The sequence below is a fragment of the Enterobacter sp. TMH.L2 genome (genome assembly GCF_050847315.1).
Classification (GTDB): Bacteria; Pseudomonadota; Gammaproteobacteria; order Enterobacterales; family Enterobacteriaceae; genus Cedecea.
The window spans coordinates 181,800-202,354 of the sequence record NZ_CP193791.1 but is presented as its reverse complement, the minus strand read 5'-3'; the positions used below and the strand labels follow the sequence as shown (position 1 = coordinate 202,354).

18 protein-coding genes are annotated in these 20,555 nt (G+C 55.3%); 6 read left to right on the top strand and 12 right to left on the bottom strand.

From position 1 onward, the window contains the following. Positions 1-59: 59 nt before the first annotated feature. The 8 genes from damX to ACREYP_RS00880 all read right to left on the bottom strand — a co-directional run bounded on the left by damX (position 60) and on the right by ACREYP_RS00880 (position 6,803). On the bottom strand, positions 60-1,352 hold the full coding sequence (damX, locus tag ACREYP_RS00915) for a cell division protein DamX (RefSeq protein WP_008457832.1): 1,293 nt from the start codon (positions 1,350-1,352) through the stop codon (positions 60-62). 74 nt (positions 1,353-1,426) lie between these two features. Then, on the bottom strand, positions 1,427-2,515 hold the full coding sequence (gene aroB, locus ACREYP_RS00910; RefSeq protein WP_008457835.1) for a 3-dehydroquinate synthase: 1,089 nt from the start codon (positions 2,513-2,515) through the stop codon (positions 1,427-1,429). Positions 2,516-2,573: 58 nt separating this feature from the next. Further along, the gene (gene aroK, locus ACREYP_RS00905) at positions 2,574-3,095 is read right to left on the bottom strand and encodes a shikimate kinase AroK (RefSeq protein ID WP_008457837.1); all 522 of its coding nucleotides are present in this window, start codon (positions 3,093-3,095) and stop codon (positions 2,574-2,576) included. A gap of 319 nt (positions 3,096-3,414) precedes the next feature. Further along, positions 3,415-4,662, bottom strand: coding sequence for a type IV pilus secretin PilQ (pilQ, locus tag ACREYP_RS00900; protein WP_498881063.1), 1,248 nt, complete (start codon positions 4,660-4,662; stop codon positions 3,415-3,417). Then, positions 4,601-4,993 (bottom strand): HofP DNA utilization family protein, encoded by a 393-nt coding sequence (locus ACREYP_RS00895; RefSeq protein WP_336819074.1) that lies wholly within the window; start codon positions 4,991-4,993, stop codon positions 4,601-4,603. Before ACREYP_RS00895 ends, pilQ begins: the two co-directional genes overlap by 62 nt. Further along, on the bottom strand, positions 4,980-5,459 hold the full coding sequence (locus ACREYP_RS00890) for a HofO family protein (protein WP_336819073.1): 480 nt from the start codon (positions 5,457-5,459) through the stop codon (positions 4,980-4,982). The genes ACREYP_RS00895 and ACREYP_RS00890 overlap by 14 nt, the downstream gene beginning before the upstream one ends. Continuing rightward, positions 5,440-5,880 (bottom strand): PilN domain-containing protein, encoded by a 441-nt coding sequence (locus ACREYP_RS00885; RefSeq protein ID WP_336819072.1) that lies wholly within the window; start codon positions 5,878-5,880, stop codon positions 5,440-5,442. The genes ACREYP_RS00890 and ACREYP_RS00885 overlap by 20 nt, the downstream gene beginning before the upstream one ends. A gap of 107 nt (positions 5,881-5,987) precedes the next feature. After that, the gene (locus ACREYP_RS00880) at positions 5,988-6,803 is read right to left on the bottom strand and encodes a pilus assembly protein (RefSeq protein ID WP_166994654.1); all 816 of its coding nucleotides are present in this window, start codon (positions 6,801-6,803) and stop codon (positions 5,988-5,990) included. A gap of 139 nt (positions 6,804-6,942) precedes the next feature. Here ACREYP_RS00880 and mrcA point away from each other — a divergent pair, with 139 nt between their 5' ends. After that, positions 6,943-9,495, top strand: a complete 2,553-nt coding sequence (gene mrcA, locus ACREYP_RS00875; RefSeq protein WP_008457847.1) for a peptidoglycan glycosyltransferase/peptidoglycan DD-transpeptidase MrcA — start codon at positions 6,943-6,945, stop codon at positions 9,493-9,495. Positions 9,496-9,549: 54 nt separating this feature from the next. Here mrcA and nudE read toward each other — a convergent pair whose 3' ends face one another. After that, the gene (nudE, locus tag ACREYP_RS00870) at positions 9,550-10,116 is read right to left on the bottom strand and encodes an ADP compounds hydrolase NudE (RefSeq protein WP_336706468.1); all 567 of its coding nucleotides are present in this window, start codon (positions 10,114-10,116) and stop codon (positions 9,550-9,552) included. Between the two features lie 335 nt (positions 10,117-10,451). Here nudE and ACREYP_RS00865 point away from each other — a divergent pair, with 335 nt between their 5' ends. From ACREYP_RS00865 to hslO, 4 genes are all read left to right on the top strand, one after another. Continuing rightward, positions 10,452-12,587: an intracellular growth attenuator family protein gene (locus tag ACREYP_RS00865; RefSeq protein ID WP_336819071.1), complete on the top strand. Its 2,136-nt coding sequence runs from the start codon at positions 10,452-10,454 to the stop codon at positions 12,585-12,587. A 74-nt stretch (positions 12,588-12,661) separates the two neighbouring features. Then, a complete protein-coding gene (gene yrfG, locus ACREYP_RS00860; RefSeq protein WP_008457854.1) occupies positions 12,662-13,333 on the top strand; it encodes a GMP/IMP nucleotidase in 672 nt (223 codons plus the stop codon). A 9-nt stretch (positions 13,334-13,342) separates the two neighbouring features. Beyond that, the gene (gene hslR, locus ACREYP_RS00855; RefSeq protein WP_336819069.1) at positions 13,343-13,744 is read left to right on the top strand and encodes a ribosome-associated heat shock protein Hsp15; all 402 of its coding nucleotides are present in this window, start codon (positions 13,343-13,345) and stop codon (positions 13,742-13,744) included. Between the two features lie 27 nt (positions 13,745-13,771). Then, complete coding sequence (gene hslO / locus ACREYP_RS00850; RefSeq protein ID WP_008457859.1) at positions 13,772-14,650, top strand: Hsp33 family molecular chaperone HslO; 879 nt, start codon at positions 13,772-13,774, stop codon at positions 14,648-14,650. Between the two features lie 35 nt (positions 14,651-14,685). Here the strand turns inward: hslO and ACREYP_RS00845 are convergent, their stop codons facing one another. Then, entirely contained in the window at positions 14,686-16,434 is a 1,749-nt protein-coding gene (locus tag ACREYP_RS00845) for a DUF4153 domain-containing protein (protein WP_336819068.1), read from the bottom strand. A 325-nt stretch (positions 16,435-16,759) separates the two neighbouring features. Here ACREYP_RS00845 and pckA point away from each other — a divergent pair, with 325 nt between their 5' ends. After that, a complete protein-coding gene (pckA, locus tag ACREYP_RS00840) occupies positions 16,760-18,379 on the top strand; it encodes a phosphoenolpyruvate carboxykinase (ATP) (protein WP_336819067.1) in 1,620 nt (539 codons plus the stop codon). 66 nt (positions 18,380-18,445) lie between these two features. On the opposite strand, the gene envZ is transcribed toward pckA, so the two are convergent. Together envZ and ompR are read right to left on the bottom strand one after the other, a co-directional pair. Continuing rightward, the gene (gene envZ, locus ACREYP_RS00835; protein WP_008457865.1) at positions 18,446-19,795 is read right to left on the bottom strand and encodes a two-component system sensor histidine kinase EnvZ; all 1,350 of its coding nucleotides are present in this window, start codon (positions 19,793-19,795) and stop codon (positions 18,446-18,448) included. After that, positions 19,792-20,511, bottom strand: a complete 720-nt coding sequence (gene ompR, locus ACREYP_RS00830) for an osmolarity response regulator transcription factor OmpR (protein ID WP_006177890.1) — start codon at positions 20,509-20,511, stop codon at positions 19,792-19,794. Before ompR ends, envZ begins: the two co-directional genes overlap by 4 nt. Positions 20,512-20,555 lie beyond the last annotated feature (44 nt).

The window sequence follows — 20,555 nt, the reverse complement described above, 5'->3', positions numbered from 1 at the left end:
TCTTACTATTTACACCTTATCCAGCTGTGGAAAGGCTCCGACAGCGACTGCGCTTATTTTCACTTGAGGTCAGACTGCACCTGATGAATAGGTTTTGCCCACGGATTCTTAGCCTGAACGTCTGCCGGCAGGCTTGTCACCGCGCGTTTTGCATCGTCTTTCGTGGCATAAACACCGCTCACCAGCACGAACCAAGGCTGACCGTTACGCTGAGTCTGGTAAACCATATAGTGCTGCAGATTCTCTTTTTTCGCCCACGCATTCAGGTTTGCGGAGTTTGAAGAAGAGCTCAGCTGCAGCGTGTAGTGGCTGCCTGGCGCACTCTTAATGGCGCTCGCATCCCCCGTTACCGTGCCGCCAGTGCTGGCCGTCGCTGCAGCTTGCGGTGCTGCTTTTGGCGCAGTAGATGCTGTTGCTTTCGGAGCCGGGGTTGAAGTAGCTGCGCTGGTTGATGGTGCAGTGACCGGAGCAGAAACCGCCGGGGCAGGTTCGCTACGTTTCACCGTTGCCACTGGTTTGCTTTCAGCTTTCACCTGTGGTTTAGGCTCGGCTTTACGCACAGGCTCAATCACCGTTTTCTTGCGCTCAGGACGAGATTCAACGGTGCGGGTTGGCTCCTGGGTGCCGGCCAGCTTACGCGGTTCGGTTTTGCTGCCAGCGATTGGCGCGACGGTAGCGGGTTCAGTTGGCAGCGTGGAATTGCTCACCACGTTGTCAATCTGGCCCTGTTGCTGAGGCTGAGTCAGGGCGTTATTCAGGTTTCCAGGAACCTCAACGCGCTGCTGCCCTTCCGGCTGCGGCTGCGTCTGGGCCTGGGTTGGTGTAGAAGAAATAGGTGGCAGGGAAACATCCTGCGGATTCTGCTGGCCAGCTACTGAGGTATTCCCTGCCTGTGGCTGAGCAGCATTTGCCTGGTCGGCAGGTGCCGCACCGTTCGAACCGGAGAGATCGATGCTCTTCTCCGCGCCTGGTTTTTGCTCGGCAGTATCTGGGGTAGATGAAGGAGCTTTCAGGGCTGAACCGATGCCGATGATAAGCAGCAGCAGGACCAGAATCCCGACGCCCATCATGATGTGCTGGCGAGAAGCAGGTGCTTTCTGTTTTGCTGCCTTTTTACGCCCACGCGCCGGACGAGGCTCTGCGGCCAGGCCGTCATCACCTTCGTACTCTTCCTCAACCTCTTCTTCACGCTCACGGCGTGAACGAGAAGGACGACGATCGTCCGCATCAAGATCGACGTCATCAACGTTGATCTGCGGTTCTTTATCGAACTCGTCAGGTTTGCGGGAACGCCCAGGACGACGATCGCTTGGATCGGGTTTCAGCTCGTCTTCTGGTTTAAACTCATCCATTTAACACCCCACTCAAAGGCGTATGCTCATCTCTGCATCACGCCCGAAGTTAAATACTATAAAAATTCTAGTTGTTAAGCCTGCTGGCAATCAGCAATGGCTGATAGAACGACATCGTGCGGTACTCCACCGCGCACTTCACTCTTCCCTATCGCCAGCGGCAGAATCAAACGCAGCTCGCCGGCTAATACTTTTTTGTCACGCATCATGTGGGGCATATACGCGTCAGGGGACATTTCCTGCGGCCCGTTAACCGGTAACCCGGCTCGCACCAGCAGCGCAATCACGCGCTGAACTTCTGCCTCACTGAATTGACCCAGGCGCTGAGCGGTACGCGCCGCCATCACCATTCCGGCCGCCACGGCTTCGCCATGCAGCCAGTTGCCATAGCCCATTTCAGCTTCAATGGCATGGCCAAACGTATGACCCAGATTCAGTAAAGCACGTAAGCCGCTTTCTCGCTCGTCTGCGGCAACAACTTCGGCTTTCAGCTCACAACAACGACGAATGCAGTACGCCATTGCCTTGCCGTCCAGCTTTAACAATGCGTCGATGTTTTCTTCCAGCCAGTCAAAGAACTCGCCGTCCAGAATGATGCCGTATTTAATGACTTCCGCCAGGCCCGAAGCCAGCTCCCGAGCAGGCAAAGTCGACAGGCAGTCGAGATCCACCACCACCGAAGCGGGCTGGTAAAACGCGCCAATCATGTTTTTGCCGAGGGGATGGTTAACGGCAGTTTTACCGCCAACGGAGGAGTCCACCTGCGAAAGCAGTGTGGTAGGGACCTGGATAAAACGCACCCCGCGCTGATAGCTCGCTGCGGCAAAACCGGTTAAATCGCCCACAACGCCACCGCCTAAAGCAATCAAGGTGGTGTCGCGGCCGTGAGGTTTTTCCAACAGCGCCGTAAAGACGGTATCAAGCACCGCGAGGCTTTTAAACTGCTCGCCATCCGGAAGAATGACGGTATCCACTTTAACGCCTGCCTGTTCCAGAAGACCACGAACCTTGTCCAGATAGAGCGGTGCAAGGGTTTCATTGGTAACCAGCATGGTCTGGTCGCCAGCCTTCAGCGGCCAAAAGGAAGCCGGGTCATTGAATAACCCGGCGGCAATGGTAATAGGGTAACTACGTTCCCCGAGAGTGACTGTCAGCCTCTCCATTACGCGGAGCCCACCTTATTGTTGCTTTGCCCGCAGGCGTTTCTTGATTAAGCCAGAATCAGTTGCTTTCCAGCATATGAATGATCTGGTTTGCGACCACTTTGGCGCTTTGATCATCGGTGCGAATTGTGACATCGGCAATCTCTTCATACAGCGGATTGCGTTCACCTGCCAGCGCTTCCAGAACTTCACGAGGTGGAGTCTCAACCTGCAGCAGCGGACGTTTTTTATCGCGCTGAGTACGTGCAAGCTGTTTCTCAATCGTGGTTTCAAGATAAACCACTACGCCACGGGCGGAAAGACGATTGCGGGTTTCACGAGATTTCACAGAACCGCCACCGGTAGCCAGCACGATGCCCTGTTTTTCAGTGAGTTCGTTGATGATTTTTTCTTCGCGATCGCGGAAGCCTTCTTCGCCTTCAACGTCGAATACCCAGCCCACATCAGCTCCGGTACGTTTCTCAATCTCTTGATCAGAATCGAAAAATTCCATATTGAGTTGCTGAGCTAACTGACGCCCAATAGTGCTTTTGCCGGCACCCATAGGCCCAACCAGAAAGATATTGCGTTTCTCTGCCATTTTTTCGGTACTACTAAGACAATTCGTTGATGATAAACCCGCCCGGTAACAACTTGCTGCGGCGGGACATGAACTGAAACCTCATAAGCGTGAGTTCGAGAATCAGACTAAAAATTATCTCAACACTCAAGGGGGTTTGGCAACCGAATAAATCACCTGGCGCCCAGCTTGGGATGAAAACCGTGCGCCAGCTTTACCGGCCGCAGGCTCTCAATACCCAGCCTCCCGAAACGGTACACCTTGTAAGCTAATTCCTCTCTGCCGTCAAACACCTGGGTGCTGTTTGGCAGAAAAACCCGCAGGCGGAAGAGGAAACACGCTAAGGTAATGCAATCAACCTGGGCGTAATGAACACGACCAATTCCCGACGTTGGTGCTTTTTCCCGTCGTGCCGGAACAATTGGCCGATAAAAGGAATATTTCCCAGTAAAGGAACGCTATCCCTGGTGTGGTTGTTCTGCTGCTGGAAGATTCCGCCTAACGCCAGCGTCTCACCATCCTTCACCTCGACCTGCGTTTCAATCTCTTGCTTATCAATGGCGAGGGCTTCCCCATCTGCGTGCTGGATGCTGCGTCCTGGCATATTTTGACTGATGCGAAGCTGCAGGCGAATGGTTCCGTGGTGACTTATCGTCGGCATGACCTCCATACCTAACACCGCCTCCTTAAATTCCACCGACGTGGCTTCATTCTTGCCATTAGAGACTTGATACGGGATTTCAGTACCCTGCTTGATGCTGGCAGACTGTTGGTGTGCGACCAGCAAGCGTGGGCTGGCGATGATTTCCAGCTGTTGCTGCTGCTCCAGCGCGCTGAGCTCAAGCTCAAGCATACGGCCGTTGATCCGGCCAATATTAAACCCTACCGTTGTGGTTGCCGCGTTTACGGCTAACTCACTTGAGACAGTTGTGGTTTGGTATAACCCGGATGCCGTCTCACCTACCGGGGCGCTCCACTTCACGCCAAGCTCTCGCAGCTTATCCTGGTTGATGGTGACAATATGCGCGGACAGCTCGACCTGCCCCATCGAAACATCCATGTCTTTAATCCAGGCCGCAACACGCTTTTGCGCCTGCTGGCTGTCGCGCACCACCAGCCGGTTTGTGCGTTTATCCACGGTAATGCCGCCCTTGGGCCCAAGCAGTTTTTCTTCATTAGCTTTGATCCCCGCGGCAAGGTCGGCAACTTCAGCATATCGCGGCGTATAAACCGCTTGTACCAGCGGCTGCTCAAGCGCTTTTTGCTTACGAGCGGCCTCTTGCTGAGCGCGCCGTTGCGCCGGATCCTGTTTCTGCTGGATTTGAAGAATATTGCCCGTCTTCGACGAAGTCAGGTTTGCTAATCTGAGTACCTGCTGGAAAGCCTGCTCCCACGACACATCGGCCAAACGTAGCGAGAGATTCCCCGTCACCTCAGGCGCAATCATCACGTTAAAGTTTTGCTGCTCGGCCAGCGCCTGCAACACCTGTACGACAGGCGTTTCATCTAGCGTCAGAGTGACGCGATTATTCGTCCACGCCGTCAGGGGCATCAGCATCAGTACGCCTGCCACGATGTGCCTTATCATTGACTCTTCCCTCTATTTTCCAGTGGTAGTAGCGTCCTTCGCAGGCGTCGTTGAGCGAAGCTCTCAGCTGCCGCTCAAGAAGCGTGGTCACCTGCACACCAGGCTCCAGAAACAAACCTTCTTTTACCCTTTGCCAGCGTTTCCCCGAGAATTGCATTAAGGCAAGACTTTCTGCAGAGCCAGTCGGGTAAAACACGCCGCGTAACTGCCAGCCATCAAGCCGCTTAAGCAGCGCTTCACAGGGTGATACGGGTAAAAGAAAAGGATTACGCGGTGACGACTGCAGAGGCGAGCTGAGTGCGGCCAGTAACATCCAACTAGCGGCTTTCATCGATAAACTCCAGAGTAAGCAAAACCCGCACTTTTTCCCCGGCCTCACTCAAGATAAACGCCGGTATCTTCAGGCTTGAATAGCTGGTCAGTTCCTTAAAAAGGGGCGGCACATTGGGCCAGGGAAGCAGCATTTCCAACACAGAATGTCGCGGTTCAGGCCGCCACATCACCAGTCTCCCGCCGGACCGTTTTACCGCAGCCATGGCAGAAAACGTCTCCAGCGGCACCGCATCAGGCAGCGGCTCTGGTTTCGGCAAAACGGCAATTTTCCGCTGCTGCGAGAGCACATGCTGCCAGCGCTGCTGGTTGTGCTGTTCCTTCACCTGCAATTCTTGTCGCAGGGGCCAAACCAGCAGCCATAAGCAGGCTAAAGCGGTTAATAACAGACACACCAACAGGCTCAACACCCGATATGCAACATGCCCGTCAATGAGGCGATCCAGGTTACTGAGCATGTTCGCCATCCGGGGCGTTTAAGATGAAGGTAAAGACCAGACCTTTGTGTTTTTCATCACGCAACTCACCGGGCTTGACCTTAAACGCCCCGGGTAAATCAGCCAGAACTGCTTCAACCTGCACCAGTTCCCGTGCATCTCCCGCTACGCCAGAGATGGTTGCGCTTTCATTTTGCCAGCTAACACTCTGCAGCCAGCTGTTTTCGGGCAAGCGTGAGGCCAGCATATTCAGCACGTTTTCCCAACGTGAAATGTTGCCTTTCCGCATCCCCTCCGCCTGCAATATCGCCCACCGCTGCTGGTTATCTTTCAACTCTGTTAGCTGACGTGATAACAGCGTCTTCAGGGCGGATTCCTGCACCTCATATTGGGTTGACTGGGCCTGTTGCCAGCGCACTTTCATGGCGAGAAACTGAGTCCAGAGCAGCATCAGCCCCATCATTAAAAGCACGCCACATATGAGAAGGCTGCCCCAAAGTTTTAGCCGATGACGGCGTTTTAACGGCCGCCATGGCAGAAGGTTCATCAGCGGCATCATTAGCGTTCGGCTCCCAGAGCGAGCCCCAAAGCGAGCGTGTAAAGCCCGCCATGACGCGGCAACGGCGGCTGCTGGCGGACAAGGGGTTGCCAGGCATTTAGCCTTTCTGCTCCGGCAGGCCAGGAGCGCCCGGCATCGGCATGGCTAAAGGCAATTTCGTCGGCGCTGGCCTCCAACTGCTGACATAGAGCCGGGAAATCCACTGTCTGCCGTTTATCCAGCCAGCCGGAACGTTTGCGGTTATTGACTGATGCCCACAGCCAGTAGCCCGGCTCTTCATGAACCAGAAAACGACAATGCGCTGGATAACAATTCTGAGGCAAGGCGCTCAGAATTTTGTCTCCCGGCGTTATCGTCCGGGGAAAGAGATTCATGCTGGCAAAAATGGCCTGCAATGCAGCAATATCCGCCTGTTTCGCCGCCGTCACGGAAAATGACGAATCATCCTCTAGGTAGTCGTAGCAAAGTTGTTCCGAGGGCATTTGCAACTGGCGAGCCGTTGCACCCGAGATATACTTCTCTTGAGCCGATTCCTGTAACCGCTGGGGAGGCCTGGGAACCTGGCGTTGCAAAGCCCTCTGTGCAGGAAACCCAACCCGCAGATGATGGCGCACGGGGATTTCTTTACGCCATGCGGCAAGTACCTCGCGCAGTGTGTCCAGTTCGGGTAACATGCCGTCCGCAAGTGTTTGTTTCGGGAAAGGTAAATGCCACCAATGGCGCAACTGCCACCCTTGCCGGTGCCACTGTACGGCTGCGGCACGTATGCCCTCCGCCTGAATATCCAGGCCAATCCGCCAACCAGGAAACATCATGGTTTCGATCTCCTTATCCGGATGATAAACAGCCCTGACCCCGAAACAGTAACGGGTATATCAAAGCTCCTGGCTTGCCTTTATACTACCGCGCGGTTGTTTAGAAACTGCCCAATTGAAACCTGATGGGAAATTTAAGGTGAAGTTCGTAAAGTATTTATTAATCCTTGCAGTCTGTTGCGTTCTGCTGGGAGCTGGCTCGATTTACGGTTTATACAAATACATCGAGCCCCAGCTGCCCGACGTGGCGACATTGAGAGATGTGCGACTGCAGATTCCAATGCAGGTTTACAGCGCTGACGGCGAGCTTATCGCTCAGTACGGCGAAAAACGCCGTATTCCACTGACCCTGAACCAGATCCCTCCGGTGATGGTAAAAGCGTTTATCGCAACAGAAGACAGCCGCTTTTATGAGCACCACGGCGTTGACCCGGTGGGCATCTTCCGTGCTGCAAGCGTAGCGCTGTTCTCAGGCCATGCTTCTCAGGGCGCAAGTACCATTACGCAGCAGTTGGCGCGTAACTTCTTCCTGAGCCCCGAACGCACCCTGATGCGTAAAATTAAGGAAGCGTTTCTTGCGGTTCGCATTGAACAGATGCTGAACAAAGACGAGATCCTCGAGCTCTACCTGAACAAAATCTACCTCGGTTACCGCGCCTATGGCGTCGGCGCTGCCGCTCAGGTTTACTTCGGCAAAACGGTCGATCAGCTGACCCTGAGCGAGATGGCGGTGATTGCCGGGTTGCCTAAAGCGCCGTCAACGTTTAACCCGCTGTACTCCATGGATCGTTCAACGGCACGCCGTAACGTGGTGCTGTCGCGCATGCTGAGCGAAGGTTACATCAGCCAAAGCCAGTACGATGAAGCACGTAGTCAGCCGATTGACGCCAGCTATCACACGCCTGAAATCGCCTTCTCCGCGCCATATCTTTCAGAGCTGGTGCGTCAGGACATGGTCGCCCGCTACGGCGATAAAGCTTACGAAGATGGCTACAAGGTTTACACCACGCTGAGCCGTAAAATTCAGCAGGGTGCCCAGGATGCCGTCCGCAACAACGTCATGGCCTACGACATGCGCCATGGCTACCGCGGCCCATCTAATGTGCTGTGGAAAGTGGGAGAAAGCGCCTGGGATAAGAAAAAAATCACCGATTCGCTGAAAAGCCTCCCGGTTTATGGCCCGCTCTTCCCGGCGGTTGTCACCCGCGCCGTACCTGATGAAGCCACGGCCATGCTGGCCGACGGCAGCTCTGTTTCACTGAGTATGGAAGGCATGCGCTGGGCGCGTCCGTATCGTTCCGACACCGCGCAAGGCGCTACGCCACGCAAAGTAACGGACGTGGTACAGGCCGGACAGCAGATTTGGGTACGCAAGGTGGACGATGCCTGGTGGCTTAGCCAGGTGCCCGACGTTAACTCGGCGCTGGTTTCACTCAATCCACACGATGGCGCCGTGCTGGCGCTGGTCGGCGGTTTTGACTTTAACCAAAGCAAGTTCAACCGTGCGACCCAGGCGCTGCGTCAGGTAGGGTCAAACATCAAACCTTTCCTGTATACCGCAGCCATGGACAAAGGCCTGACGCTGGCAAGCATTCTTAATGACGTGCCTATTTCACGCTGGGATGCCGGGGCAGGCTCCGACTGGCGGCCTAAGAACTCTCCGGCCCAATACGCCGGGCCGATTCGTCTGCGTCAGGGTCTGGGCCAGTCCAAGAACGTGGTGATGGTACGTGCGATGCGGGCGATGGGCGTCGATTATGCCGCAGAATATCTGCAGCGCTTTGGCTTCCCTGCAGCAAATATTGTGCATACCGAATCGCTGGCCCTGGGCTCCGCCTCATTTACGCCAATGCAGGTTGCTCGCGGTTACTCCGTCATGGCAAACGGCGGCTTCCTGGTTGACCCTTACTACATCACCAAAATCGTCGACGACGCGGGTAATACCGTGTTTGAGACCAGGCCTAAGGTTGCCTGTGCCAGCTGCGATATTCCGGTCATTTACGGCGATACGCCAAAATCAACGGTACTGGAAAACCAGGACGTAGAAGACGTTGCCGTTTCGCAAACGCCGCAAAACAGCAGCGTACCGATGCCTCAACTGGAGCAAGCTAACCGCGGTCTGGTGGCAAAAGCACAGGGCGAGGAGTATGCGCCACACGTGATCAACACGCCGCTGTCTTTCCTGATCAAAAGTGCGCTTAACAGCAACATTTATGGTGAGCCGGGCTGGCAGGGAACCGGCTGGCGAGCAGGCCGTGATTTGAAGCGTAAGGATATCGGCGGCAAAACCGGAACAACCAACAGTTCGAAAGATGCCTGGTTCTCCGGTTACGGCCCGGGCGTGGTCACGTCAGTCTGGATTGGCTTTGACGACCATCGCCGCGACCTTGGCCGCACCACGGCTTCAGGCGCGATTAAAGATCAGATCTCCGGCTACGAAGGCGGCGCGAAGAGCGCCCAGCCCGCCTGGGATGATTTCATGAAAATCGCGCTGGCGGGTGTGCCAGAAGAGCCGATGACGCCACCACCGGGTATCGTCACTGTCAATATTGATCGCAGTACCGGGCAGTTAGCCAACGGCGGCAACAGTCGTGAAGAGTATTTCATCGAAGGTACGCAGCCTACGCAACAGGCCGTGCATGAAGTAGGCACGACGCTTATCGATAACGGGGAAGAGCACGAGCTGTTCTAATCCAACCCAAAATAGTATAGGGCCGCTTAGCGGCCCTTTTTCATTCTTTAGCGGTCAGTCTTTCAGCCTGCCCTGCTGCCTTAACCATTCCCGGACAAGGAACAAAGCGCTGACGTTACGCGCCTCGCTGAAATCATCTTCATTGAGCAAATCCATCATGTTCGCCAGCGGCCACCGTACTTGCGGCAGTTCTTCCGGCTCATCCCCTTCCAGGGATTCGGGATACAGATCTTCCGCAATCACAATGTTCATTTTGCTCGAGAAATAGGACGGGGCCATCGTCAGCTTTTTCAGAAACGTTAGCCGGTTCGCGCCAAAGCCCACTTCTTCTTTCAGCTCACGGTTAGCGGCCTCAAATACCGTTTCGCCCGGGTCGATCAGCCCTTTAGAGAACCCTAGTTCATAGGATTCTGTGCCAACCGCGTATTCACGGATTAAGATCAAGTGGTCATCAACAACAGGCACTATCATTACCGCCTCGCGGGAAGACGGTTTCATGCGTTCATAGACGCGGCGAACGCCATTGCTAAATTCCAGATCCACCGTTTCGACATTAAACAGCCGCGAACGCGCCACGGTTTCGACATTTAAAATCGTTGGTTTTATTAGTGATTTGCTCATGTGGCCGGGTTCAACAGTGAAAGAGGTAAGTTATTGTGCGGTATGCCGCACATATCGTGCAACGAGCATTGGCTATTATTTACATTTTTGTAACGTTTGGCGCGCTAAAACACGTAATTTTACCCGCTGTCAAGGCAGGTACTATTGAATAGGAATTTACTTGTATTTCGGACGAAGTCGCTTTGCTAACATTGTGTTACTGTAAGTCGGTCGCCTTAAAAATAGCTCAAGTTTGCAGCTTTACCTGCCGATAATGACTTCTGACTCCTTAACCATTTGAAAGGCCGATCTTTTGCCGAGTTTGATGAAAAAGACGATTGTTTGATGGGGAAAGCATGAGCACCTTATTATTTCTGTTAGCTGCTATGCTGGCCTGCGCACTGATTGCCGGATGGCTGATTTGGCGAAGCCTGAAGCTACGTGCCCAGGTTTCGCACGATCGTTCCTTCTCCGGTGCCACCACGCGCAAACTAACCCCAGAAGAGCGCGTTGCCGTCGAAAATTACCTCGAGCGTTATTCCCGTTCCCAGGAGCTGATTGGCCCCTCCGGCGCGAGCAATCCACTGCCAAGACTAACGCTCACCGCGCAAAGCAGTACAGTTTTCTCCCTGACCCGGTCGATCACTCGCTACGGCCTCTCTGCCGATGACGCCAATAAATGGCGTTATTACCTTGATTCTGTTGAAGTTCACCTCCCGCCGCTCTGGGAGCAGTACATCACCAACGATAACGACGTAGACCTGATTCGGACGAGCAGCATCCCGCTGGTGATTTCGCTCAATGGCAATACGCTGCAAAACGATACGCTGGATGTGCAGCAGTACGCCCTGGAAGGCTATTCAGGCAATCAGGCCTCCATTCGCGGCGAAGAAAGCGAGCAAATCGAGCTGCTAAACATTCGCCAGGAAACTCAGGAAGAGTATTCCCTGAGCCGCCCCGACGGCGTGCGCGAAGCCGCGCTTATTTGCATCGCTTTTATCATGCTGTTCCTGAGTCTCGTGACGCCGTCAGTGTTCCTGCCCTGGTTAATTGGCGGCGCCGTCCTGCTGATTGCCGCCGGTTTGTGGGGCCTGTTTGCCCCGCCGGCGAAAACGGCATTGCGCGAGATCCACTGCCTGCGCGGCACACCCAAACGCTGGGGGCTGTTCGGCGAGTCTGACCAGGAACAGATGAACAACATCTCCCTGGGCATTATCGATCTGGTGTATCCGCCCCACTGGCAGCCTTTTGTGGCTCAAGATCTGGGGCAGAAAACCGATATTGATATCTATCTTGACCGCCATGTGGTGCGTCAGGGACGTTTCCTTTCACTCCATGATGAAGTGCGTAACTTCCCGCTACAGCACTGGGTGCGTAACCTGCTGGTTGCCGCCGGCGCGCTGCTGGTCCTGCTGATGATGACTATTTGGGTGCCGCTGGAAATGCCTATCAAGCTTAGCGCCTCATGGTTGAAGGGCGCTCAGTCCATCGAGGCCACCAGCGTTGAGGAACTCGCCAAATACAAGCTGCAGGTAGGCGATACGCTGAGAGTGAATGGCACGGGGATGTGTAATATTCAAACGCCAGGCGGTTATCGCTCGCGGCAAAACTTCCCATTCACCCCCTTCGACTGCTCGCAGATCATCTGGAATACCGCCCGCCCTCTGCCCTTGCCGGAGTCCGACATCATGGACAAAGCGGTCGCTCTGACCAAAGCCGTCAGCGGGCAAATTCATCCTCAGGGTGGAGAAGGTGACAGCAAAGTTAACCCACAGCTCGCGGACGCCATTCAGAAATCCGGCATGGTCCTGCTGGATGATTTTGCCGGGATTGTGAAAAAAACCCAGGCGCTGTGTACCGCAGAAGAAGAGTGCGTCCGCCTGAAGAATGCGCTAGTAAACCTGGGCAACACTAAAGACTGGGATTCCCTGATCAAGCGCGCGGATTCAGGAAAACTGACCGGGGTGAACGTCCTTCTACGGCCAGTTAGCGCCGAGTCGCTGGATAACCTGGTGGCCACCTCAACCGCACCTTTCTTTATTCGTGAAACCGCCCGCGCCGCACAGGCATTAAATAGCCCTGCCCCAGGCGGGTACATCATCATCAACGATGAAGGTGGTGATTTCGTAGACCAGCCGCTGCCGCCAATGTCGCTGTATGACTTCCCGGCCCAGGAACAATGGACCGAATTTCAGCGACTGGCGGAAATGCTGCTGCACACGCCGTTCCACGCCGAAGGGATCATTACCGGCATCTACACGGATGCCAACGGCACACAGCACGTCACCCTGCATCGGATCTCAGACACTCATAGCCTCTGGAGCTACATCGGCATTTCTCTGATGCTGATTGCGATGTTGGCCTGCGCCGCGATAAACGGCGTTCTGGCGGTGACTCGCTATCGCCGTGCCAGTACGAGGCTGGCTGAAATTCAGCGCTATTATGATAGCTGCCTCAACCCCACACTGACTCCGCCTACGCCGCTGAAGTAGCCGCTACGGGTAAACTTTGCGTACCGGGTTGTGCTACCCTGGTACGCAATTTTCTCTCAATCGAGACTAAAGCTATGTCTGGTGCTATTGCCTGGCAGGACGTGGACACCCTGCTGCTGGATATGGACGGGACCCTGTTGGACCTGGCCTTTGATAACCATTTCTGGAAAAAGCTGGTGCCGGAAACCCTTAGCCTTCAGCGCGGCATTCCGTTGCAGGATGCGTATGAATTAATTTCCCGCGAATACCACGCCGTGCAGCATACGCTAAACTGGTACTGTCTCGACTACTGGAGCGAACGCCTCGGGCTGGATATCTGTGGCATGACCACCGAACAAGGGCCAAAGGCCGCGCTGCGTGAAGATACCGTGCCGTTTCTTGAAGCGGCGAAAGCCAGCGGCAAGCGCCGCATTCTGCTCACCAACGCGCACCCGCATAACCTGGCGGTGAAGCTTGAGCACACGGGTTTGAACCAGCACCTTGATTTATTACTTTCCACCCACACATTTGGTTATCCGAAAGAAGATCAGCGTTTATGGCAGGCGGTGGCCGGGCATACCGGATTCGATGCGGCCAGAACCGTCTTTATCGACGACAGCGAAGCGATTCTTGATGCAGCCGCAACGTTTGGGATTCGCTACTGCTTTGGCGTCCTCAACCCGGACTCAGGTGAAGCGGAAAAAACGTTTGAGCGCCACCCAGGCCTGAGCGATTACCGTAGCCTGATCCCGTCGCTTTCCGCTTAAGGAGGCGCAATGAAAGAAAAAACTGCCGAGGGCGTACGCCTGGATAAATGGCTGTGGGCCGCACGCTTTTACAAAACCCGTGCGGTGGCGCGGGAAATGGTTGAAGGCGGGAAAGTGCACTACAACGGCCAGCGCAGTAAGCCAAGCAAACTGGTTGAGCTTCATGCGGTACTCACGCTGCGCCAGGGAAACGACGAGCGCACCGTATCCGTCCTGGGTATTACCGAACAGCGCAGGCCAGCCGCAGAAGCCTCTCAGCTTTATGAAGAGACGGCGGAAAGCATCGCCAAACGGGAAAAAGTGGCGCTGGCGCGCAAAATGAACGCGCTGAGCATGCCGCATCCCGATCGCCGCCCGGATAAAAAAGAGCGGCGAGATTTGATGAAATTTAAACACGGTGGCGAAGCGTAAATTCGCCGACCAGTAAGAGAGATGACGATGACTCAACACGACCAACTACACCGCTATCTGTTTGAAAACCACGCCGTGCGCGGCGAGCTGGTGACGGTTTCCGAAACCTGGCAGCAGATCATGGAAAACCATGATTACCCGCAGCCGGTCAAAAAAATTCTGGGCGAACTGCTGGTCGCCACCAGCCTGCTGACCGCCACGCTGAAGTTTGACGGAGATATCACCGTTCAGCTTCAGGGCGATGGCCCGATGACGCTGGCCGTGATTAACGGCAACAACAAACAGCAAATGCGCGGCGTAGCGCGTGTACAGGGTGATATCCCGGCGGATGCTGCATTAAAAGATCTGGTGGGTAACGGTTATCTGGTGATCACCATCTCCCCAAGCGAAGGCGAGCGCTATCAGGGCGTGGTCGGTCTGGAAGGGGATACGCTGGCCGCCTGCCTGGAAGATTATTTCATGCGTTCCGAGCAGCTGCCAACTCGTCTGTTTATTCGTACCGGTGAAGTAGACGGTAAAGCGGCGGCGGGCGGTATGTTGCTGCAGGTTCTGCCGGCGCAAAACGCGGAAACCGACGACTTCAACCACCTCGCGACGCTGACCGAAACCATCAAGGCCGAAGAGCTGCTGACGCTACCAGCGAACGATGTGCTATGGCGCCTGTATCACGAAGAAGAAGTCACGCTGTACGATCCTCAGGACGTAGAGTTCAAATGCACCTGCTCACGCGAGCGCTGTGCTGACGCGCTGCGCACGCTGCCGGATGAAGAGGTCGACAGTATTCTGGCCGAAGATGGCGAAATCGACATGAACTGTGATTACTGTGGCAGCCGCTATGTGTTTGACTCCATGGACATCACGGCGATCCGCAACAATGCCTCTCCGGCGGATCCGCAGGTTCACTAAGTTTGCATAACGCCTCCAATCGGAGGCGTTTTTTTTCAGCGGTAATAGTCGATTTTAACCCGCTGCCCCTGCACCATCACGTCCTGCCAGACCTTCGGCGCAGCCGTCAGTTTTCCTTCAGAGGCGGCCTGCTTCAGCGCTGACATCATCTGGTTTTTATCCAGATCCCGGGCCTGGCCGATATCCTTCCAGCTCCCGTCTATCTTGCCGTACACTTTGCAGTAGCTCATTTCCGGCTGGCACAGCAGCCATTCATCCTGCCCGTCGCCGTTCAAATCCATCCCAACCAGCAGACACTTATCCTCGTCATCCAGACACTCGCGAGCCTGGTAACTTTCATCTTTTACCATGGCCTGCCACCACGCGTTTTCCGGCACGCGATTTTTATCCGCCAGCACGATACGCTGACGCAGAGATTCAACCGTCAGCTTCGCCACCGCCACACCGCCCGTTTTGCCATTGCTCAACAGCATCGCCAATTGCCTTCTGCGATCGGGACTGGCGACAAACACCGGGTCTTTTTGCAGCTCGCTGAGCGCATCGTAGCCCCGCCGCCCGGCGTATTGCAGCATGGTCATACTCACCTTCTCGGGCTTCAGGACGCCGCTGTGGTAACGCGCCATTTGGTTATTAACGCTGATCCGGTAAGGGTCCAGAAGCGGGGAATTCACCGCGACCAGCAAGGCCAGCGCCAGCAAAAGCACCGCGCGGTTAATCCCTCCCGGCTGTAGAACAGTCTCCCGACGCTGGCGAACGAGCGTGACGACATAGCCAAAGGCCCACACCAATACGGTGAAGGTTATCAGCGCCGCATATACCCTTGTTGGCGTCCAGCCGTATGACGAAACGCGCAACCACAGCGCATAGCTTGCCAGCAAGGCATAAACCGGCGACAGCAATAACGTCAGCTTTATCGCACCATCAAGCAGAGCAGGATAAGGTCGGGTTTCTCTTTCCGGATGATAAGCCACTGCGGCAGTGCCCATCACCATCAGCGTCAGCGTGTTGAGCAGCGCATTACAGGAAAAGTGCAGTGAAATAGACCCCAGGCCAACCACCGGCAGCGTCGCCAAAAACATCAGGGAAATCAGCGACAGCAGCGGTAAAAGACCCGTGACAAAAACGCTGAAGAAATGTTTTACCGCGTTAATAGCCCGAACCTGGTCACGGCAAAGCGTGACCGCCAGCGCCGCTGCCGTACAGGTAGCAATCCAGGCAAACGCCGATGAACTGAAAAACAGGCGATCAAAGAAGGCGATATCCACCAGCTTAAATAACCCGGCCCAAAGCGCCAGCACGCCCCAGAAAAAGAGCACCAGCAGCCCGGTCAGCAGCAGAGTAATACCGTTCCGCCAGAGCTGGCCGTAGAATACCTGCCAGCCTCCCCAACCGCGATTCGAGTGCAGCCGCCCCTGCAGCCAGGGCAAGGTCAGAAACAGCATCACAGCCAGCGAACAGAGATACCCCAGCACAATATCGTGCCGACTCCAGCTTTCCAGCCCCTGGGTCGTCCAGTTCACCCAGCCGCTCATCAGCGCCACAATCGGCAAGGGGAGCAACGCCAGGCCCCAAAATCGCAGGCCATTGAAACGCACGGTGATAAGCGCCAGCGTCGCCGCCAGCACTACGGACAGGGAGCGCAGATACAGGGCTTGATTATCCCCTCGCAGCCAGATGCTACTCACCCTGTCTCCTTCGGTGAGGTACAGCACCACGCCTAAAAGAAACCCCACCAGCAAAATCCCCCAGCGGGTCGCCTTAGGCAACGGTTCAGACATGAACATAGTTGTCATCCCTTATTAGCTCATTTTTGACTTAGTGTAACGACCTGCTGCGACTTGCAAATGACGCTCTTGTTTCATTGCGTTGCGCATGAGAGCGCGTTCATTCACAAAGTTCTTCGTTATTATCCTAATTATTAACATATCTGCCATATTTTCCCCGAAAGCCAGCGAATTCCTGCCATACTCTGCCCCCGTTGCGGCATCCCCTGTGCATTTCCCCTGTTAAATTTAAGCAGGCGCGTAAATTTATGATAGTGGTCGCGGTTAACACCCCCTAAACAACCCTACAATATTCGGCAGTATAAATTGGCTAAGGAGCAGTGAAATGCGAGTTAAAGGCATAACCCCGCAAGATCTCAAGGCTTATGGCATTCATGACGTCAGCGAAGTCGTCTATAACCCCGATTACGACACCCTTTACCGCGAAGAACTCGACCCTAACCTGCAGGGTTTTGAGCGCGGTGTGGTCACTAACTTAGGCGCCGTCTCCGTAGATACCGGGATCTTTACCGGTCGCTCTCCAAAAGATAAATACATCGTCCGCGATGACACCACCCGCGACACCTTATGGTGGGCCGACAACGGTAAAGGCAAAAACGATAACAAACCGCTTTCCGAAGAAACCTGGCACCAGCTCAAATGGCTCGTCACTCATCAACTGTCGGGCAAGCGCCTGTTTATTATTGACGCTTTCTGCGGGGCCAACGCCGATACCCGCCTGTCAGTGCGTTTTATCACCGAGGTTGCCTGGCAGGCACACTTCGTGAAAAACATGTTTATTCGCCCAACGGACGAAGAGCTGGCAACGTTTGAGCCTGATTTTGTGGTGATGAATGGGGCTAAATGTACCAATCCAAACTGGAAAGAACAGGGCCTGAACTCCGAAAACTTTGTGGCGTTTAACCTGACTGAACGCATGCAGCTTATCGGCGGCACCTGGTACGGTGGCGAGATGAAGAAAGGGATGTTCTCTATCATGAACTACCTGCTGCCGCTGAAGGGCATCGCCTCCATGCACTGCTCGGCAAACGTCGGTGAAAAAGGGGATGTGGCGGTGTTCTTCGGCCTGTCCGGCACCGGTAAAACGACGCTGTCTACCGACCCGAAACGCCGCCTGATTGGCGACGATGAGCACGGCTGGGACGACGACGGTGTGTTTAACTTTGAAGGCGGCTGCTACGCGAAAACTATTCGTCTGTCAGAAGAAGCTGAGCCGGATATCTATCACGCGATTCGCCGCGATGCGCTGCTGGAAAACGTGACCGTCCGTGCCGACGGCACAATCGACTTCGACGATGCGTCCAAAACGGAAAACACCCGCGTTTCTTACCCGATTTATCACATCGACAACATCGTTAAGCCGGTGTCGAAAGCGGGTCACGCCACTAAAGTCATCTTCCTGACTGCGGATGCCTTCGGCGTACTGCCACCGGTTTCCCGCCTCACCGCGAACCAGACTCAGTACCACTTCCTGTCCGGTTTTACCGCCAAACTGGCGGGTACCGAACGCGGCGTGACTGAGCCAACGCCAACCTTCTCCGCCTGCTTCGGCGCAGCGTTCCTGTCGCTGCACCCAACGCAGTATGCTGAAGTGCTGGTGAAACGCATGCAGGCATCCGGTGCCCAGGCGTACCTGGTGAATACCGGCTGGAACGGTACCGGCAAACGCATTTCTATCAAAGACACCCGCGCGATCATCGACGCTATTCTCGACGGCTCGCTGGACGACGCAGAAACCTTTACGCTGCCGATGTTTAACCTCGCCATTCCAACCTCGCTCGCGGGCGTTGATACCCAAATTCTGGACCCGCGTAATACCTACGCGTCCCCGGAGCAGTGGCAGGAAAAAGCTGAGCAACTGGCGAAGCTGTTTGTCGAAAACTTCGAGAAATACACCGATACTCCTGCCGGTGCGGCCCTGGTCGAAGCCGGTCCGAAGCTGTAAATCTGAAGCATTAGACGAAAAAAAACGAACCCTTCGGGGTTCGTTTTTTATTGGGCCACAGGCCAGCTAGCTTTCCCGATGAGTCACCACCCGGGTTATCGGCAGCGGGAGATAAGCCCTGATTCGCAGCCCTCCCCGCTCGCTCTTCCCGAGATCCAACATCCCGTTATGGTTGTCGATGATGCGCTGCACGATGGCTAAACCCAGCCCGGTGCCGCTGGTACTGCGGGCGCTATCGCCGCGAACAAACGGCTGGAACAGATGCTGAAGCTGGTCTGGCTCAATGCCTGGGCCATCATCTTCCACCTGGAACCAGGCGCGGTTTAATTCGCTGCCGCTGCTGACTTTGATCCAGCCATTGCCGTAGCGCGCCGCGTTCACCACCATATTCGCCACCGCGCGCTTGATAGACAGCGGATGGATATTCAGGCGGATTTCGCCGGCCTGCAGATCGGTATCGATTTCACGCTCGTAACCGCTTTCTGCCGCAATAACTTCCCCGAGCACGCCGTTGAGATCCGCCATCTCCAGCGGCATCTCCTGCCCGGTGCGCAGGTAGTCGATAAACTGTTCGATAATCGCATTACACTCTTCGATATCTTTGTTAATCGACTCGGCCAGATAGCCATCCTCCTGCCCCATCATTTCAGTCGCCAGGCGGATACGCGTCAGCGGCGTGCGTAGATCATGGCTAACGCCCGCCATCAGCAGCGTGCGGTCATCGGCCAACTGTTTAACACCCGCGGCCATATGGTTAAACGCCCGCGTTACCGACCGCACTTCCGAAGCGCCATATTCGCGCAAAGGAGGAGGAATAATCCCTTTACCGACCTGCAGCGCAGCGTGCTCCAGGTCGACCAGCGGTCGGTTCTGTATTCGAATAAACAGCCATGCGCCGCCTATCGCCAACAGCATGATCGCTAGCGTGTAGCGGAACAGCGGGGAGAAATCGCCCTGATGGATTTCGGTCAGCGGAACGCGGACCCAGATATTCGGCGACAGCCAGGTCTTCAGCCAGACAACCGGGGAGCTTTTGTTCACCTCAACGCGCACTTCGGTCGGGCCGCCAAGCTGCTGCGCCATTTGCTGGCTCAGAAACTCGTAGTGCTGCGCCCAGCGCAGGCCAGCGTCTTCCGCCGCCTCGTTGGAGTAAAGTGAAATGCCCAGCTCGCGGTAAATCTCACGACGAAACGCAGGCGGCACCACAAGTTGGGTGCCGTCTTCAAGCTGCAGTTTGTCGGTCATTAGCATTCTGACTTCGTACGCCAGCACCTTATTAAACTGCTGCAGGCTCGGCAGAATCGCGAAGTTCAGAACGACAAGATAAGTCGTCACCAGGCTGACAAACAGCAAGGTGACGATCAGCAACAGCGTACGGGCAAACGAGCTTCTGGGGGAGAAGCGAACTCGCCTCATGCCTTAGCGCCGTCCGGGACAAAGACGTAGCCAAGACCCCAAACGGTCTGGATATAACGCGGATGCGCCGGGTCCTCTTCCACCATCCGGCGCAGGCGGGAGATTTGCACGTCAATGGAACGCTCCATCGCGGAGTATTCACGGCCACGGGCCAGGTTCATCAGTTTGTCGCGGGAAAGCGGCTCGCGCGGGTGGCTGACCAGCGCTTTCAGTACCGCAAACTCACCGCTGGTCAGCGGCATTGGCTCGTCTTCGCGGAACATTTCACGAGTGCCTAGATTCAGCTTGAACTTACCGAAAGCGATAACTGCTTCTTCCTGAGAAGGCGCACCCGGCAGTTCGTTCGCCTGACGGCGCAGGACCGCACGAATACGGGCCAGCAGTTCACGCGGGTTAAACGGCTTAGGAATATAGTCATCAGCGCCGATTTCCAGGCCGACGATACGGTCAACTTCTTCGCCTTTCGCGGTCACCATGATGATCGGCATTGGGTTGCTCTGGCTGCGCAGACGGCGGCAGATAGAAAGACCATCCTCGCCCGGCAGCATGAGATCCAGCACCATCAGGTGGAAGGATTCACGGGTCAGCAGGCGATCCATTTGTTCGGCGTTAGCGACGCTGCGAACCTGGAAGCCCTGCTCGGTGAGATAACGCTCTAACAGCGCGCGCAGACGCATGTCGTCATCGACCACCAGAATTTTATAGTTCTCTTGCATCGTTTGTACTCCCAAAGGCTCGAACAGTTGAGTGTGTATTCTTA